The organism is Acinetobacter sp. 1294596 (assembly GCF_000582925.1).
Taxonomy (GTDB): domain Bacteria; phylum Pseudomonadota; class Gammaproteobacteria; order Pseudomonadales; family Moraxellaceae; genus Acinetobacter; species Acinetobacter radioresistens.
Genome location: NZ_JFCC01000002.1, coordinates 56958 through 74289, shown reverse-complemented (window position 1 = coordinate 74289; position 17332 = coordinate 56958). Strand labels below are relative to the sequence as shown.

At 45.1% G+C, this 17332-nt stretch carries 15 protein-coding genes; 11 read left to right on the top strand and 4 right to left on the bottom strand.

Going from position 1 to position 17332, the window contains the following annotated elements; all coding sequences use genetic code 11:
• Window positions 1–194 precede the first annotated feature (194 nt).
• From dxs to J502_RS01630, 8 genes are all read left to right on the top strand, one after another.
• Window positions 195–2108 (top strand): 1-deoxy-D-xylulose-5-phosphate synthase, encoded by a 1914-nt coding sequence (gene dxs, locus J502_RS01665; protein WP_034682862.1) that lies wholly within the window; start codon window positions 195–197, stop codon window positions 2106–2108.
• A gap of 117 nt (window positions 2109–2225) precedes the next feature.
• A complete protein-coding gene (locus J502_RS01660; protein WP_005024392.1) occupies window positions 2226–3056 on the top strand; it encodes an inositol monophosphatase family protein in 831 nt (276 codons plus the stop codon).
• Between the two features lie 525 nt (window positions 3057–3581).
• Entirely contained in the window at window positions 3582–5438 is a 1857-nt protein-coding gene (locus J502_RS01655; protein ID WP_005407098.1) for a DEAD/DEAH box helicase, read from the top strand.
• A 349-nt stretch (window positions 5439–5787) separates the two neighbouring features.
• On the top strand, window positions 5788–6606 hold the full coding sequence (locus J502_RS01650) for an ABC transporter ATP-binding protein (protein ID WP_017400882.1): 819 nt from the start codon (window positions 5788–5790) through the stop codon (window positions 6604–6606).
• Window positions 6603–7379 (top strand): lipid asymmetry maintenance ABC transporter permease subunit MlaE, encoded by a 777-nt coding sequence (gene mlaE / locus J502_RS01645; protein WP_017400883.1) that lies wholly within the window; start codon window positions 6603–6605, stop codon window positions 7377–7379. Before J502_RS01650 ends, mlaE begins: the two co-directional genes overlap by 4 nt.
• On the top strand, window positions 7379–8041 hold the full coding sequence (mlaD, locus tag J502_RS01640; RefSeq protein ID WP_017400884.1) for an outer membrane lipid asymmetry maintenance protein MlaD: 663 nt from the start codon (window positions 7379–7381) through the stop codon (window positions 8039–8041). The genes mlaE and mlaD overlap by 1 nt, the downstream gene beginning before the upstream one ends.
• 17 nt (window positions 8042–8058) lie before the next feature.
• Window positions 8059–8697 carry an MlaC/ttg2D family ABC transporter substrate-binding protein gene (locus J502_RS01635; RefSeq protein WP_034682859.1) on the top strand — a complete coding sequence of 213 codons (639 nt, stop codon included), beginning with the start codon at window positions 8059–8061 and terminating at the stop codon, window positions 8695–8697.
• Between the two features lie 23 nt (window positions 8698–8720).
• Entirely contained in the window at window positions 8721–9011 is a 291-nt protein-coding gene (locus J502_RS01630; RefSeq protein ID WP_017400885.1) for an STAS domain-containing protein, read from the top strand.
• A gap of 34 nt (window positions 9012–9045) precedes the next feature.
• On the opposite strand, the gene J502_RS01625 is transcribed toward J502_RS01630, so the two are convergent.
• The gene (locus J502_RS01625; RefSeq protein WP_005018301.1) at window positions 9046–10059 is read right to left on the bottom strand and encodes a magnesium and cobalt transport protein CorA; all 1014 of its coding nucleotides are present in this window, start codon (window positions 10057–10059) and stop codon (window positions 9046–9048) included.
• Window positions 10060–10223: 164 nt separating this feature from the next.
• Between J502_RS01625 and J502_RS01620 the strand changes: the two genes are divergently transcribed.
• Entirely contained in the window at window positions 10224–10805 is a 582-nt protein-coding gene (locus tag J502_RS01620; RefSeq protein WP_005404596.1) for an LOG family protein, read from the top strand.
• Between the two features lie 9 nt (window positions 10806–10814).
• Window positions 10815–11216 carry an NUDIX hydrolase gene (locus tag J502_RS01615; protein ID WP_005018308.1) on the top strand — a complete coding sequence of 134 codons (402 nt, stop codon included), beginning with the start codon at window positions 10815–10817 and terminating at the stop codon, window positions 11214–11216.
• Here the strand turns inward: J502_RS01615 and J502_RS01610 are convergent.
• Together J502_RS01610 and recG are read right to left on the bottom strand one after the other, a co-directional pair.
• The gene (locus J502_RS01610; protein ID WP_034682856.1) at window positions 11213–11848 is read right to left on the bottom strand and encodes a ComF family protein; all 636 of its coding nucleotides are present in this window, start codon (window positions 11846–11848) and stop codon (window positions 11213–11215) included. The two genes, J502_RS01615 and J502_RS01610, sit on opposite strands and share 4 nt — an antisense overlap.
• Window positions 11835–13880 (bottom strand): ATP-dependent DNA helicase RecG, encoded by a 2046-nt coding sequence (recG, locus tag J502_RS01605; protein WP_034682853.1) that lies wholly within the window; start codon window positions 13878–13880, stop codon window positions 11835–11837. Before recG ends, J502_RS01610 begins: the two co-directional genes overlap by 14 nt.
• 23 nt (window positions 13881–13903) lie before the next feature.
• On the opposite strand from recG, the gene J502_RS01600 reads away from it, so the two are divergent.
• Complete coding sequence (locus J502_RS01600) at window positions 13904–14713, top strand: NAD-dependent epimerase/dehydratase family protein (RefSeq protein ID WP_034669899.1); 810 nt, start codon at window positions 13904–13906, stop codon at window positions 14711–14713.
• A 39-nt stretch (window positions 14714–14752) separates the two neighbouring features.
• Here the strand turns inward: J502_RS01600 and plsB are convergent, their stop codons facing one another.
• Window positions 14753–17320 carry a glycerol-3-phosphate 1-O-acyltransferase PlsB gene (plsB, locus tag J502_RS01595; RefSeq protein ID WP_034682851.1) on the bottom strand — a complete coding sequence of 856 codons (2568 nt, stop codon included), beginning with the start codon at window positions 17318–17320 and terminating at the stop codon, window positions 14753–14755.
• Between the last annotated feature and the right edge of the window lie 12 nt (window positions 17321–17332).

Sequence of the window (17332 nt, the reverse complement as noted above, 5' to 3'; positions counted from 1 at the left end):
AGCACACAATAATAGTTGATAAATAGTAAGATTATTCAGGATAATCCTGTGCACTAAACAACGCCCTATGAGATAATGCTCGAAATTACGTCGCTAGAAATGTGGCTGATGGAAGGTGATTTCTTTCGATAATTTATCGATTTAACCCGTTTACCTAGCTTAGATTTGCCCGGCTTTAGAAGGCTTTGCCACATATGCTGTATACCGAAATTCCCACTCAACGCCCCGTAATCTCCTTGTTAGAGGGTATTGATCATCCGCAACAATTACGTGAGCTTCGCCAAGAACAACTGGCTCAGGTTGTAGATGAATTGCGTCAATATATTTTATATGCGGCCGGACAAAGTGGCGGGCACTTTGGTGCAAACCTGGGGGTAATTGAACTGACCGTCGCCCTGCATTACTGCTTTAATACCCCAGATGACCGCTTGATCTGGGATGTAGGTCATCAGGCCTATCCGCATAAAGTACTGACTGGCCGGCGCGAACAAATTACTACAATTCGTGCCAAAGATGGTCTGGCAGCCTTTCCTGCACGAGATGAATCTGAATTCGATACTTTTGGTGTGGGACATTCATCCACAGCAATTTCTGCCGGCCTGGGTATGGCACTTGCACGTCGTTATCAAAACAATCCGTGTGAAGTGGTATGTGTGGTGGGCGACGGTGCCATGACTGCGGGCATGGCTTTTGAAGCCATGAATGACGCAGTGGCTCATGATGCTGATCTGATCGTAGTGCTCAATGACAATGACATGTCAATCTCACAAAGTACTGGCGGTTTTGCCAAACATCTGGCTGCAATCTGGGAAAAAGGACAATTTGTCAATGTTGATGAAAATGGTGAGGCTTATGTACAGCCGCACCCACAGTGGATTTATAATTCACGTCTGCATCAATCAGCGACCAGTGCGGCTGATAACCTGTTCAAAGCTATCGGATTCGACTATTTTGGTCCTTTTGATGGTCATAATATCGACCAGCTGGTTCAGGTGTTTAATGCCCTGAAAAAACGCAAAGGTCCACGTCTGGTTCACATATATACCAAGAAAGGAAAAGGGTTTATACCTGCCGAAGCTGATCCGATTACTTATCATGCTATTAGCAAGTTGCCTGCCCAGCCAACCTTGGCGACTAAAAAGGCCCCACCTAAATATTCAGAGATTTTTGGGCAGTGGTTATACGATCAGGCAGCGCAAGATAAGCGTCTCATGGCAATCACGCCTGCCATGTGTGAAGGTTCGGGTATGGTTGATTTTGCTCGGGACTATCCGGAACGCTTTTTTGATGTGGCAATTGCAGAGCAGCATGCCGTTACGCTGGCTGCCGGTATGGCTTGTGAAGGCCTCAAGCCTGTCGTGGCCCTTTATTCTACTTTTCTGCAACGCGGTTATGATCAGCTGATTCACGATGTCGCATTACAGAATCTGGATGTTACTTTTGGAATTGACCGGGCCGGTCTGGTAGGTGAAGATGGTCCAACCCATGCAGGGGCTTATGACTATGCTTATATGCGGACTATTCCAAACATGATCATTATGGCACCTAAAGACGAGAATGAATGCCGTCAGATGCTACATACAGCCTATGTCTATCCAGGACCTGCTGCGGTACGTTATCCACGGGGTTCAGGCTTAGGTGTAAATGTTCAGCAGGAAATGAGTTTGCTGGAGCTTGGCCGTGCTGAATTACTGGCTGAGTTTAATCCGCATCATGAGCAGCAGATCAGTATTCTGGCGTTTGGAAGCCGGGTACAGGCTGCACTCGAAGCAGGACAGGAACTGGCCGCTGCGCACAAACTTGGTGTTCGTGTAGTCAATATGCGTTTCGTGAAACCGCTAGATGAAGAAATTATTCAACAGCTGGCCGGACAGACCACATTATTTGTAACTGTAGAAGAACATGCAGTGATGGGCGGCGCAGGTAGTGCTGTTAATGAGTTCTTGGCCGAGGCTCTTCTTGTGAAGCCAGTGTTAAATCTGGGGCTGGCAGACAGCTTTATGCCACAGGCTTCTCATGCGCAAATGTTAGAGGAAAGCGGCCTCGATGCACTCGGTATTCAGCGCTCGATTGCACAGTGCTGGGCCAAGCTGACTTTACATCCGTAAAACAGGCTCTAAAATTTAACAACATTTTCTCCCTAAAAGCGCATTCATTTGATAAAATGAATGCGCTTTTATGCACTATTCTTTGTCAAAATTTTTCTATTCTGTAGTGGGTGTTCAATGGAACCTATGGTGGTGATGGCTGCGCGTGCGGCTCAAACAGTTGGTCAAGAGCTTTTAAAAGCGCATCAAAATCGTCATAAGCTCGATCTACAAGTGGAAGAAAAAGGAATTGATGGTCCAGTAACGCGTGTAGACCGTTATCTGGAACAGTTAACTATCGATACACTTCGTAAAAGTTACAAAAATCATAGTTTCTTGGGTGAAGAGTTCGGTCTTCAGGAAGGAAAAGGTCACGATGCCGACTGGTGCTGGGTGATTGATCCGCTGGATGGAACTTTAAACTTTATTCATGGTTTTCCACATTTCTGTATTTCTCTTGCGGTTCAGCATAAAGGGATTACCCAGCATGGCGTAATCTACGATCCGGTAAAAGATGAGTTATTCTCTGCCAGCCGTGGCCGCGGAGCAATGATGAACCAGCGCCGCATTCGTGTAAATGTTAAGGACAGCCTGGACAATACCTTCCTGGCAGTAGGTCATCCTTACCGTACTCAGCGTGCTGGTGAAGTAGTATCTTATGCCGAGCAGCATTTTGCTTCTTTGCTGGCTGTGACTAAAGCTGGTGCACAAATTCGCCGTGGCGGTTCTGCTGCGCTCGACTTGGCTTATGTGGCTGCTGGCCGCTTTGATGGCTTTTTTGAAGTTGGCCTGAAGCCTTGGGATATTGCAGCAGGTGAGCTCTTGGTTAAAGAGGCGGGGGGTACTGTAGTGGATGCGCGTGGTGGTTCTGAATCCATGTCAAATGGACAGGTCTTGGCATCTTCAATGAAAATGTTAAAACCGTTGATGCAAACTGTAGTTCCTGCTTGGGGCGATGCAGCTAAATAAACTCTGCAATAACGTTTAAAAAGCCCTCAATTGAGGGCTTTTTACTTACTGGTACGATGTATATATTAAGGTTTATTTTTCTATACAAGTTTCTACAAATACTGAATTAAGATTTTTTAAAAATTGAGTGTATAAAAAATAATCTAAATTAACTTAAAAATGAGCCAATTACTGCTAAAACCGCTCTTTGTTTTAGATTTAATCGAAAAAAATGATTACTTTTTAAAATGTTTCTGGTATCATGCTGTCACGCACTTAAATTTCCGTTCATTACCTGAACATTCTCTTCTAATCATTGTGTATGCGCGTACTGTCCATAGAGAGGACTATTCCTCGCGCCCCAATCGCTTAAGCGATTCTTTCAGGTTGCGGCCGTAATCATGCGTGCGTTTAATCCACATCGTCGTTATTCGGATCGCTGCTGAATTCTATATTTTTTCAGCTTCTAGTCGCTGTGCCGCTTTGTGCCGATGTCCATATTTGTATTTATTAAATGGAGCACCCAAAACAGGGTGAACACTCTCTATGAGCAAAACTTTTGCTGAATTTTCTTTACATGAATCTCTTACCCAAGCACTGACAGACTTGGGCTTTACAGCGCCAACTGCTGTACAAGAACAGGCGATTCCTGCTGCCTTAGAAGGTAAAGACCTTCTTGTTTCAAGCCAAACTGGCTCTGGTAAAACTGCGGCATTCTTACTGCCAACATTAAATGCTCTTGCTGATCAAGATACTTTCCTGCCATTTAAAGAACGTATGCGTGCAGTGACTCAACCGAATATTCTGGTGATTTCGCCTACTCGTGAATTAGCCCAGCAGGTTTGTCAAGATGCAATCGCGCTGGTACGTCACATGAAAGGTGTACGTATTGCTGCGATCATGGGCGGTATGCCTTTTGGTAAACAAATCCAGCAGTTAAAAGGTGCGCAGGTTGTAGTGGCCACTCCAGGCCGTCTGCTTGACCTGGTAAACCGTCGCCAGATTAAACTGGATAAAGTTGATGCGTTAATTGTAGATGAAGCTGACCGTATGCTTGACTTGGGCTTCTCTGAAGACCTGGAAGCGATCAGCGAACTTGCTCTAAACCGCAAGCAGACTTTAATGTTTTCTGCAACTTTTGCTGATCGTATTATTCGTCTTGCTGAATGCATGATGAAAGATCCAATGCGTATTGCTATTGAAACAGGTCATTCAACCAATACTGACATCACCCAGACATTACACTGGACTGATGGTTTTGAGCACAAGAAAAAACTGCTGACTCACTGGTTAGAAGACGAAACTCTGGATCAGGCTGTTGTGTTTGCAAGCACTCAAGAAGATACCGACATGCTGGCTGAAGAACTGGCTGAAGCGGGTCACTCTGTTGTTGCATTACATGGTGCGATGCCACAAACCGTACGTAACCGTCGTCTGCGCAGTATTCGTGAAGGCCGAGCTAAAATCCTAGTGGCAACTGATGTAGCTGCACGTGGTCTGGATGTACCAACCATTTCACACGTAATCAATTTCGGTTTACCGATGAAGCATGAAGATTATGTACACCGTATTGGGCGTACTGGTCGTGCTGGCCGTACCGGTAAAGCCATTACACTGGCAACTTACCGTGAACGTGGCAAGATCCGTGCTCTAGAAGATTACCTGGAAACTCGTCTGAATGTTTCAGAAATTGAAGGCCTAGAGCCATCTCCACCGCCGGCTCGTCCGCGTCGTGAAGGTGGTGGCGGTAAACGCCCGGGTGGCCGTGGTGGTTTTGGTGGTGGTCGCCGCTTTGAAGGTGAATCAAACTTCAAACGTCGTGAAGGCGGTCGTGACGATCGTCCTCGTCGCAGTTTTGATGATAAACCGCGTGGCGAACGTCCATTTGGTGATGACCGTCCTAAGCGTGATTTTGGTGACCGTCCAGCCCGCCGTGATTTTGGTGATCGTCCACAGCGCAGCTTTGATGACAAGCCACGTGGTGAGCGTAGCTTTGGTGGTGCTGAACGCCCACGTCGTGAATTTAATTCAGACCGTCCACAACGTAGCTTTGGTGATCGTCCGCAATCACGCAGTTTTGGTGGTGAAGACCGTCCACGTCGCAGCTTTGATGACAAACCACGTGGCGAGCGTAATTTTGGTGGCGATCGTCCACGTCGTGAAGGCGGTTTTAATGACAAACCACGCTTTGACTCAAATGATGACAACCGTGGAAACCGCGTAGATTATAAACCACGTACTGGTGGATTCCGTGCTGCGGGCGACCGTAGTGAGCGTCCAGCTGGTGGAGACCGTCCACGCCGCAGTTTTGATGACAAACCGCGTGGCGAGCGTAGCTTTGGTGGTGAAGACCGTCCACGTCGCGACTTTGGCGGTGAGCGTCGCCGTAAATTTCAAGACTAAGCTGTAATAAAATAAAAAAGCCAGTTCCTGAACTGGCTTTTTTTATACTTTTAATTTAATTAAGTTTAATGGGACAACATCTTATTTTTATAAAAATAATGAGCCAATAAAAAAGAAGCGGTATCAAACGATTTATTTTGTATATGTCACTTTAAACTTCTTGAATATCAAGTTATAGCTTTCAAGTTTAAAGTCTTTTCAAATCTCGCTATTTGAATCAAACAGAATGATCTTGGCATTTTTTCTTAATCCTTTGGCACTCTCATAGGACAAATTGTTAAAATACAACCAAGTTTTAATGGTTCGATGCTATAGTAGGCGGGCTGAAAAAGGCAGGAAATTCTCAGTTATGAATTACCCAAGTTCTCTTGATACTCGGCCCCTGATTGAAATCAGGAACCTGAGTTTTAAACGTGGGGAACGTATCATTTATGACAATGTTAGTTTAAGCATCCGTCGTGGCCAGATTACTGCAATCATGGGCCCTTCCGGTACAGGTAAAACTACCTTACTACGCCTGATTGGTGGTCAACTTACACCTGATCAGGGCGAGATATTGCTTGATGGCCATAACATTGCCAAAATGTCGCGTTCAGAGCTGTTTAAAGCCCGTGCTCGTATGGGGATGCTGTTTCAAAGCGGTGCATTGTTTACAGATATGACTGTATATGAAAATGTCGCATTTCCATTGCGTGCTCACACGCAGTTGCCCGAGCACCTGATTACTGAACTTGTTGCACTTAAACTCGAGTCAGTCGGTTTGCGTGGTGCCGAACAAATGATGCCTTCTGAACTCTCAGGTGGCATGAACCGTCGTGTTGCACTGGCGCGTGCGATTGCTCTTGATCCTGAACTGATTATGTATGATGAGCCATTTGCAGGACAGGACCCGATTGTCATGGGGGTACTTACCCGGCTGATCCGTTCTTTACGTGAAGCATTAGATCTGACGACAATTGTGGTTTCACATGACGTTGCTGAGACTCTTTCAATTGCTGATTATATCTATGTGATTGCAGAGGGCAAGGTTCAGGGTGAGGGTACACCTGAACAGTTACAGGCTGATGCTTCACCCTTTGTTCGCCAGTTTTTAACTGGTGCTGTGGAGGGGCCTGTGGATTACCAATTTAGCCATCAGGCTTATCTGAAAAATGAGGTTGGTTCATGAATGCCGTTGCCTGGTTGGGCCGACTTGTTATTGAACGGGTGCGTGGTATTGGTGTAGCAACCTTGATGTTGCTGCAGATTATATTTTCATTGCCGACCTGGCTTGGGGTAAAACTATTTATTTACCAGATGTACCGGGTTGGGGTGATGTCGCTATTGATTATTACGGTCTCTGGACTCTTTATTGGACTGGTATTAGGGCTGCAGGGCTATTCAATTCTGGTGAATGTGGGTAGTGAAGCCATGCTGGGTACCATGGTTGCCTTAACCTTACTGCGCGAATTGGCTCCAGTGGTCGCGGCACTACTATTCGCTGGCCGGGCTGGTTCTGCACTGACAGCAGAGATTGGTCTCATGAAAGCTACTGAACAGCTTTCCAGTATGGAAATGATTGGGGTAGACCCGCTTAAACGGATCGTTTCGCCACGTTTATGGGCAGGTATAGTAAGCCTTCCCATGCTTACCGTAATTTTTGGTGCAGTAGGCATACTGGGCGGCAAACTGGTCGGCGTAGATTTTCTGGGTGTAGATGAAGGCTCTTTCTGGAGTGGAATGCAAAGCAGTGTACAGTTCGGGCATGATGTAGTGAATGGCATCATCAAAAGTATTGTATTTGCATTAATCTGTACCTGGATTGCAGTTTATCAGGGCTATGCCTGTGAACCGACTTCAGAAGGCATCGCTACTTCAACCACCCGCACAGTAGTTTTTTCTTCATTATGTGTTTTAGGTTTTGATTTTGTGTTGACTGCGGTCATGTTCGGAGGGGTTTGATGAAATCACGTATTAGTGAGCTGGCCGTAGGTATTTTCGTTATTCTTTTCGGCATCGCTCTATTTTTTCTTGCCATGAAAGTCAGTGGTCTGGCGGGTACCAGCTTACGTGACAGCTATGAAATGAGTGCTCAGTTCGACAACGTAAACGGACTGAAACCCAGAGCTAAGGTTACCATGAGTGGCGTCACAATTGGACGTGTAACCGATATTACCCTAGATCCAGTGTCGCGTCTGGCCAAGGTAGATTTTGAGCTTGATGGTAAACTTACAGGTTTTAATCCTGAGCAGTTAAAAACTGTACAGCAAAATGCCATAGAGGAATTACGCTACAGTAGTGAATATGCTGCTGCGGCACCGGCACAACAAAAAGCTATGGAACAGCAACTGATCAGTAACATGAAATCCATCACCAGTATTGATGAAGATGCTTATATTATGGTGGCTACCAATGGATTGTTAGGCGAGAAATATCTGAAAATTGTTCCAGGCGGTGGACTGAACTATGTCAAACGTGGTGAAACAATTGCCAATACGCAGGGCACTATGGATCTGGAAGATTTAATCAGTAAATTTATTACAGGTGGTGCGGGTAAATCATCAGAAAGTTCGGCAACTGAAACGGCTGAAGCAAATAATGCTCAGACTTCATTTGTCGAGTAATGTAGAGGAGTGATTGAGTGAAAACTTTATTTAAACAAACCCTGACAGCAAGTGTATTAACCAGCTTATTGGCAGGGACAGCATTTGCTGCACCTTCTGAAGCTCCTCCGGCTTTCATTAAACGTGTAGCAGATGGGTTGATTGGCCGTTTAAAAGCTTATCATAACAAGCTGCAAACTAATCCGGCTGCAGTCAAAACCATTGTACGTGAAAATCTGGACCCTTACATTGATTCCCAGGCATTTACACGTATTGTAATGGGTACTTACGCAACCAATCAATACAGTTCAGCTGCCCAGCGTGCTCAATTTGAGAAAAATTTCCGTGAAACTCTGATTGAAAATTATGGCAGTGCTTTTGCAAAATATAGTAACCAGTCTTACAGCATTCGTCCTTATAAAGCCACTAACAGCAAAAATCCTGTAGTTACTGTCGACTTTAACAATAAGGGCGAGAAAATTCCGGTTTCTTTCCAGTTGGTAGATAAAGGTACGCAATGGAAAATCCGTAATATTAACGTCTCTGGTATCGACTTGGGCTTGCAGTTCCGTAATCAGTTTGCAGCTACGGTAAAACGTAATGGTGGTAATCTGGATAAAGCGATTGCAAACTTCCAGCCGGATGCAGATGCTGCAGTCAGTCAGGCAAAAAAATAAGGTTTAGTTAGGGCAGGTGCAGAGTGGTTGAATTAATTGGGCAGGAGCTTAAGGTTACTGGGAAAATTGATTACGCTAATGCGGAACAATATTATCAGCAGGGCCTCAAGCTTATTCAGTCTCAGCAGCATTACCCACTTATAGTTAACTTGGCTGGACTAGAGCATGGGAGTACGCTGGCCTTAGCGGTGCTGATCCGCTGGTTAAGGCAAACTCCACAGGCTCAGGGTTTGCAATTTAAGAGTGTGCCAGACAAGATGATGAAAATCATTCAGGCTTGCCATCTGGAAAATGACTTGCAACTGCTCAGCTAAACTGAAATTAGAAAAGCACCATAAGGTGCTTTTTTTATATCCATTTTTTCCAACGGAAGTAAATTAAGGGGCCTACAAAAAAGGCAATCAATATACTGATGACTACCATGAAACTAGTAGTGCCTTTAGCAAATGGAAGCACATCAGTATTCATACCATAAACACTGGCAATCAGCATCGGTGGCGCCAGCATACTAGGCAAAATCGAGAAGCGACGGATCGTATCGCTCTGTTCAGTATTAATAAATCCTGAAGTTGTATCCAGCAGGAAGCGAACCTTTTGAAAGAGGAAGGCATCATGTTCAACCAAAGAACGTACATCTTCACTTAATTCACGAATATCTGCATCATAAATATGACTGCTCAGAGCACGCGGACGCGATAAAAAAGTTAGTACTCGACGCAGGTCAATCAGGCAGAGCTGGGCTTTACCCAGAGTATCTTCTTGCTGGGCTAGCCGCGTAATCATGTCGTCCAGATCCAGAATCTGCTCGCGATGATGATTATTTAAGACCTCAGTAGAGTATTTTTCCAGATCCCTGTGGATATCTTCTAATATATCCGCAAGTTCATCCAGTTTGGCTTCTAATAACCCTAATAAAATCCAAGTCGGATCTTTATAATCCATTTCATAGTCATTACGGCGCGCACGTGCCCGGAATGCCCGAAATGCCACCAGTTTTTCGCCACGTAATGTGAATAGATGATTTTTATGTAAAATAAAAGCCACAGTCTGTACGGTAGCCAGTCGGCTCATTCCATCTTCAGTCTCATTATCGACTTGGTAATTTTTATTTTTCGTTAAAAAGTAGGTACTGATATGCAAAATTCCATCGTCATCGCGGTAGAATCGTGCTGATGAAGAAATGTCTTCTAGAGACTTTAAAGTCGGTAAATTTTGGTTATAGGCATCTACGACCCATTGCTGTTCCTCCTGTGAGGGCGCAATTAGGTCAATCCATACAAGTTCTGGATGTAAATCAAAGCCACCATTAATAGTGGCATCTTCCAAACTACCGCGCTCTGTGGCGTAAAAGGCTTCAAGCATATCTTTGGCTCCCTTGCGCAGTATTGGCGTTCAAGATGGGTGAGTATTTTAGACAAGGATTGCCGGAAAAACACACCCCAACAGAGATTTTTTTAGTCTCCTTTGCAATTCTGCTTTAAGCTTACTTGAAAAATATGAAAAATTTACAACATGGTCAACATATTATGAAAGCTATTGGTGTTTTTTGTGGTTCTGCCATTGGAACGGAGCCTGTTTTTTTAGAAACGGCCCAAGCAGTCGGACAGGCAATTGCCCAGCGTGGGCAGACTTTGGTTTATGGTGGAGGACGTTCCGGCTTAATGGGTGTTATTGCAGATAGCGCCCTACAGGCAGGGGGAGCAGTGATTGGCGTGATTCCCCATGCTCTAGTTGACCGTGAATTGGCACATCCAGACCTGACTGAATTGCATGTCGTTCAGAATATGCATGAGCGAAAAACTAAAATGTCAGAACTTTCAGACGGTTTTATTGCACTGCCGGGTGGTGCTGGAACCTTGGAAGAAATATTTGAACAATGGACATGGGCTCAGTTAGGGATTCACCAGAAGCCTTGTGCTTTTTTAAACTTGGATGGCTTTTATAATGATCTGCTTAAAATGATTCAGTTTACAGTCGATAAAGGTTTTACCCATAGCCGGTTTGTTGAAAAATTAATTGCCTCGGACAATATCGAACAAATCTTGCAGCAGTTTGACCAGTATCAGCCGCCTGCACCGAAGTGGGGAACTTCTGGCGTAAATCCATAAGGCAAATTGATGAAAAAAATTACTGTGGCAGCTGCCGTAATTCTAAATAAAGAGTATGAATTACTGGTAGTACGTAAGCAAAATACTCAATATTTTATGCAAGTTGGTGGCAAGCTGGAAATAGATGAGCCACCAGAGCAGACAATTATCCGCGAGATTCAGGAAGAAATTGGTTGCGAGGCACAAGTAGAGCAGTTTATTGGCCGTTTTGAAACACAGGCAGCTAATGAGCCTGACCATGAGCTGATCAGTTACCTATATCTGGTTGCTATAGCCCAGTCACCCCGGATTGCCGCAGAAATTGCTGAAATGAAGTGGGTCAGACTGGATGATCAGACCACTTTGCTTGCTCCGCTGACTCGTGAGATTGTTATACCTTGGTGCGAGCAGCAATTGCTGGAAAAAAACTAGGCTGTTTCTGCGGCTGCAATACACGCAGCAAAAATATGCTGGCAGCCCAGCTGGGTCAGGGCTTGAGCCAAGGCCGAAAGTGAGCTGCCTGTAGTCACTACATCGTCTAGCATTAATCCCCGGCGGTAACGCCGGCGTTCGGTGAGGATCGGCTGAAATTGCATTTCAATCTGGTTCAGACGTTCGAGTCGCGATAAGCCTTTTTGCGAATGCTGAGCCAGCCGAATTACAGGTTGCCAGACCGGAACATTCAGCTCACGGGCTAGAATTTTTGCAATGACCAGTGACTGATTATAGCCGCGTTCAATTAAACGTTCGGTTGATATGGGCATAGGCACAATGGCCTGAACTTTAGGTAACCTGAGGGTTAGTATCGATGCAGTCAGTAGCTGCTGATAGTTTAACTGCTGCTCATATTTAAACTGCTGGATGATGCGATCTATTGGATACTGATAGCCACAGGCAACATGAATGTTTAATTCTTGTCGTTCTACAGTCTGCCGATACCAAGGCAGCTGTTCCCAGCAATCATGACAAACTCCATGCTGCATTTGTAAACTGCTGCTACAAAGCGGGCAGGGTAGCAGCCGTGAGATAGGTCTGAGTAAAGAGGATGGGTTAAACATAGGCATAACGTGGTGCCTCAGGTAACCAGCGCTTAAGTAAAGCTTCTGCATTTACAGGATAATCCTTGAGGACTTGTTCGGCTACATAGTGTGCCTCAGTCAGCAAATGATCGTCCCGCTCCAGTTTAGCCACGCGAAAGCCCATATCGCCCGTCTGCTTGGTTCCAAGTAGTTCCCCCGGACCCCGCAGTTCTAGATCTTTTTCGGCAATCACAAAGCCATCATTACTTTCCCTTAAAATAGAAAGCCGCTCCTGTCCATTTTGTGAAAGAGGAGTTTTATAAAGTAGGGCACAAAAGCTGGCTTTTGCTCCCCGCCCAACTCGGCCTCGTAACTGATGCAGTTGTGACAGCCCAAGGCGCTCGGCATTTTCTATCACCATAATTGAGGCATTAGGTACATCGACCCCGACTTCAATTACTGTAGTCGCAATCAGAAGTTGTAGTTCATTGTTTTTAAATTTTTGCATGACTGACTGCTTTTCATCAGCTTTCATTTTGCCGTGTACCAGTCCAATATTCAGGCTAGGAAAGCGTTCCTTAATTTCTGCATAAGTCGCTTCAGCAGCCTGGGCATCCAGTGTTTCGGACTGTTCTACCAAGGTGCAGACCCAATAAGCCTGTTTGCCCTCCTGACAGTTGGTAGCAATTCGCTGCAAAACTTCTTCACGGCGGTCAAGTGGTATAGTCACAGTCTGAATCGGTGTACGTCCGGGAGGAAGCTCATCAATCACCGAAGTGTCGAGGTCACCGTAGGCACTCATGGCTAGAGTACGTGGAATTGGTGTAGCTGTCATCACCAGCTGGTGTGGAGTCATCTGTTCAGCCCCTTTGTTACGTAAAGCCAACCGCTGATCGACACCAAAGCGGTGTTGCTCATCGATAATAACTAGACCTAAACGGGCAAACTCGACATTTTCCTGAAATAGGGCATGAGTGCCTACAACTAATTGAGCTAGTCCACCCCGTATAATTGCTTCTGCCTGTGTCCGGGCTTTACCTTTTTGTTTGCCTGATAGCCAAGCCACCTGAATGCCCAGTGGTTCGAACCAGCGTTTGAAATTTAAATAATGCTGTTCAGCCAAAATTTCTGTAGGTGCCATGAGTGCGACCTGCCAGCCGGCTTCTAGGGCATGACAGGCGGCCACTGCTGCAACTAGCGTTTTACCTGCACCTACATCACCTTGGACCAGCCGTAACATGGGTTGATGCTGCTTGAGATCAATCATGATCTCTTTAGATACTCTTCTTTGAGCGCCCGTCATATTAAAAGGCAGATTAGCCAATAATTTTTTAGCCAGTATTGTGCTGGGTTCAAAAGCGGGTGCTTCAATTTCACGGATATAAGCGCGCCGAGTTAACAGGCTGATCTGATGAGCAACCAGTTCTTCAAAAATAAGTCGTTGCTGTGCGGGATGTGAACCTTGCATTAACTGTTGCATATTGGCATCAATGGGTGGCTCATGAATATATTCAAGCGCTTCTTTTAAGGCGTAACCGTTGGTGAATTTTTCTGGTAAAAGTTCAGGAAGATTTTCGCTGTGCTGCTCGAGAGCTTGGCGTACGTATTCACGTAGCTTGGCTTGAGTTAGGCCCTCGGTAGAAGGATAAATGGCAGTTAAGCGGGTTTTAGGCAGAGCAGTTTGTGCATTGATTTGCTGAATTTCAGGATGGTAAAGTTCCAGTCCACGAGCGCCCACTCTGACTTCACCGAATACCCGCAGCCGGTTGCCACTACGCATTTTATCAATCAGGGCCTTGTAGATATGATAAAAGCGCAATGTAACCTTACCAAAATCATCTTCGAGCAATACCGCCATAGATTTGCGTTTGCCGGGCGGAAAATCGATAGAACTTACCGTTCCTTCAAGCAAATAGCTACGGCCCACGACAAGTTGGTTCATGGGAATAATAGTGCTACGATCTTCATAATCACGCGGAAGATGAAATAGCAGATCATCAGTAGTAAAAATATTCAGTTTCTCGAGTAATGCAGCTGACGCTGTACCGACACCCTGTAATTGATGGACTGTAGCCATGTCCCCCTAACTTAGGTCATACCATGCATATTCTATTTATTGGTTATGGTAAAACATCTCAAAGACTTGCAAAACAGTTATTTGAGCAAGGCCACCAAATTACCACAATCAGCCGAAGTCCGAAATTTGATCCTTATGCCACTCATCTGATTCAGGATGTACAGCAGGCTGACTTCAGCCAGATTCCCCCTGTTGATTGGGTGTATATTTTACTAAGTCCAGACCAAAGTACAGCTGAGGCATATCAACAGACCTATGTATCTCCAATTGAATCGTTAGCAGCCGCTTTAAATGGCCATCCGGTAAAACGTATTGTAGTAGTGTCATCTACCCGGGTCTATGGTGAACAGGCAGGACAGGAAATTAATGATGAAACTACAGTTTATCCATGTGATGAACAGGGCTTTCTATTACAATTAATGGAGCTGAAATGGCAGGCAGCCTGCCCTGAACAAGTGGTAGTTGTGAGGCCGACCGGAATCTATGGTACATCGGTTGCACGAATGCAAAAGTTGGCCCAGAGCCGAAAGACTTATCCAGACCTGCATTATAGCAACCGCATTCATATTGATGACCTGGTAGGTTTTCTGGCACTTCTAATCTGTATTGAAACTCCGCAACTGAGTTATATCGTAACGGATAACCGGCCTTTGCCTTTGCCTAGTATTATTCAGTGGTTTCAGCAGCGGCTAGGATTACCTATACTGGCCCTTGAGTCGCAGCAAGCCAGTGGTAAACAGGTATATGCCAGCCGTATGCTGGACAGCGGTTTCCAGCTTAATTATCCTGACTGTTTTCAGGTCTATGCTGACCTGTTAAGTCAGTCAGCTTAACCAGTCTAAAAAAAGCCGCTGTCAGCGGCTTTTTTTAACTTACTTTCTCTTGCGCATCAAGCGGCGTTTGGCTTGTTGTGCAGCGACTGCATTTAAAGCTTCCTGCAGTTCTTCATCACTAAAGTCAGTAATGTGATGCAACATTTGCAAGGTCACTTCATCCAGTACCAGTTTAGCGCCTTCGGCCATATTGCTAAAACCGGCATCGAATTCAATTAAGCCATTCTCATTGGTACGGATATATTCTTGTTGGGTTAAGACTTTAATAAAGCTCTGGAACAGGGCCTTATCAAAGAATTCTGGTGAGTTAAATTCATAAAGTACAGACAGGCGCTGACCCAGCAGATGGCTTAAATCTTCAACCTGTTTTGCAGAAATGGTGCCAGAACCCCGTTGCGTAATTAGGGCCAAGGTCATGTAATAACGCTCTAGGCTCTGTTTTACTGGGGCGGCTAATACAACCAGCTGATTATGTTCTTCAGTATTTGGGGCAGAACTGAGCAGATTGCCTTCTTCATCCTGGCTCATCAGGCCACCTTGAATCAGGGCATCTGCATTTTGGCAAATCTGCTCTTTCAATTCATCAGTATTCCATTTCAGGAATAACTCGGCCTTCAGGAATGGATATAAAGTACGGATAACACTGATCAGATCGCCGCGGCTGATTTTACCATTGTGCTCAACCAGTGATGCAACCAGAGAAGGCAAAACAAACGAATGCAAAATATTATTGCGGAAATAGGTCAGTAAGACTGCCTGATTATCTTCAATTGCAATAATATCCCCCAGTACATGCTGAACCCGTTTGATCAGTTTTAGTTTCAAGCCATAGGCAATTATTTCTTTACCAGATAAAGGCGTAACCTGAGTACGTTCATCATAAGGCAGTGCAGAGGCCAGACGTCGGTAAGCATCAAGCTGTTTAATACATACTTCTTCATCAAGTGTATGTTTCGGAGTGGCCAGTAAGATGAGTGATAATAACGATACTGGATTAATTACCACCGCACGGTTGATATTTTCTAAAATAGCAACAGCCGAGCTATTAATTGCTTCTGAAACTGCTGCAGGAACCGGATCATCATTTTTCTCGATGACTATATTTTCGGCGCCGTGCTGTTTCAGCAAGTCATCTAGAAACACAGGTTCACCGAAATTTACGTGGACCTTACCAAAAATCCGTTCGATTTTACGCAGGGTCTGCAAGATTCCAAAAATAGATTCAGCTTCTTTTGGTTTGCCCTGCATTTCACCTACATACGTTGCGCCTTCCATGAGACGTTCATAGCCAATGTAGGTGGGTACAAAGGCAATAGGTTTAGCACGTCCACGTAGATGGCTATGCACAGTCATCGCCAGCATGCCGGTTTTGGGTGGCAGCAGACGGCCGGTACGTGAACGGCCACCTTCAATAAAGTACTCAAGCGGTGTATTACGTGAGAGAATGCTATATAGATATTCTTTAAATACCGAAGTATACAGTGCGTTGCCACGAAAAGAGCGACGAATAAAAAATGCGCCCCCACCACGTAACAGCTGGCCCACGAATGGCATATTCAGGTTGTCGCCTGCCGCAATATACGGAACCATCAAACCACGCTTATAAATCACATAAGAAAGCAGCAGGTAGTCGATATGACTACGGTGACATGGTGTATAGATAATTTCATAGTCTTTTGCCAGTTCACGAACAGTATTAAAGTTATGTACTTCTACACCATCATAAAGCTGCGTCCAGAGGCGGGGCAGTGCCATATCGGCAAACCGTACTGCTGAAGCTGAATAATCCGATACGATCTCATTCAAGTAACCAATTGCACGGCGTTCAGCTTCCAGCATGCTAATTTTGCCACGGATGCTTTCACGGCGAATGGCTTCTTGAACATCACGCGATTTGATCAAAGACTGCATCACATTGCGACGGTCAGATAAATCTGGTCCGAGTACGACTTCGCGCTGGCAATCCAGATAGTCATTTAAGGTACTAATAATATAAGTCGCTGCTGAGAGGTTCGGATAATTTTCTTTGGCGTATTCAACCAGTGTACGTAAAGACTGGCCTTCATGAAATTCCAGATACGTTTCACGGCCATGTAAACCAATATTAACCAGCTGTTTGACTTTACCCGGCGTCGCCCAGGTATCTGTAAATAAAAGTTTAAACCAGGAATCTTCTTTATCTGGCGAGCGGCCCCAAAGCACAGTAACTGGCACCAGTTCAATATCGTACTGTGGATACTGGTCGAGAAGCTCAATCAGACGAAGTAAACGGGGTGGAAAATTATGAGCTGGCGGATTTAAAAGATTTTTTTCATCATGATGTTGCAGAAAAAGAACCGAAGCTTTTTCTTTATGCTCGGCAATGACCAGCGGGTCCAATGCCGGAGCAAGCTGTAAACGTCGGGTTTCTGCATCTACAATTAAGGCGTTACTGCGAGAATAGTTTTGCAGGACATAACAGGTAATTTTTTTATTAACTTCAGCCAATTCCTGCTCTTCAGCCGGTGACTTGCCTGGAACTTCGCCAATAACATGGGGGGTTACGACAAGGTCAAGCAGCTTGCTTGAAAGCCGCCGATACAACTGACCAAATCCACTCTTGGACATAAAAACTCCTAG

What these genes read in the sequence shown, in the direction of transcription:
- J502_RS01625 (WP_005018301.1), bottom strand. Translation starts at nt 10,059, where the DNA reads ATGCTTGAAGCCTTTTACGCCACAGAGCGCGGTAGTTTGGAAGATGCC.
- J502_RS01650 (WP_017400882.1), top strand. Translation starts at nt 5,788, where the DNA reads ATGAATTACCCAAGTTCTCTTGATACTCGGCCCCTGATTGAAATCAGG.
- mlaD (WP_017400884.1), top strand. Translation starts at nt 7,379, where the DNA reads ATGAAATCACGTATTAGTGAGCTGGCCGTAGGTATTTTCGTTATTCTT.
- J502_RS01655 (WP_005407098.1), top strand. Translation starts at nt 3,582, where the DNA reads ATGAGCAAAACTTTTGCTGAATTTTCTTTACATGAATCTCTTACCCAA.
- J502_RS01620 (WP_005404596.1), top strand. Translation starts at nt 10,224, where the DNA reads ATGAAAGCTATTGGTGTTTTTTGTGGTTCTGCCATTGGAACGGAGCCT.
- mlaE (WP_017400883.1), top strand. Translation starts at nt 6,603, where the DNA reads ATGAATGCCGTTGCCTGGTTGGGCCGACTTGTTATTGAACGGGTGCGT.
- J502_RS01610 (WP_034682856.1), bottom strand. Translation starts at nt 11,848, where the DNA reads ATGCCTATGTTTAACCCATCCTCTTTACTCAGACCTATCTCACGGCTG.
- J502_RS01615 (WP_005018308.1), top strand. Translation starts at nt 10,815, where the DNA reads ATGAAAAAAATTACTGTGGCAGCTGCCGTAATTCTAAATAAAGAGTAT.
- dxs (WP_034682862.1), top strand. Translation starts at nt 195, where the DNA reads ATGCTGTATACCGAAATTCCCACTCAACGCCCCGTAATCTCCTTGTTA.
- recG (WP_034682853.1), bottom strand. Translation starts at nt 13,880, where the DNA reads ATGGCTACAGTCCATCAATTACAGGGTGTCGGTACAGCGTCAGCTGCA.
- J502_RS01600 (WP_034669899.1), top strand. Translation starts at nt 13,904, where the DNA reads ATGCATATTCTATTTATTGGTTATGGTAAAACATCTCAAAGACTTGCA.
- J502_RS01660 (WP_005024392.1), top strand. Translation starts at nt 2,226, where the DNA reads ATGGAACCTATGGTGGTGATGGCTGCGCGTGCGGCTCAAACAGTTGGT.
- plsB (WP_034682851.1), bottom strand. Translation starts at nt 17,320, where the DNA reads ATGTCCAAGAGTGGATTTGGTCAGTTGTATCGGCGGCTTTCAAGCAAG.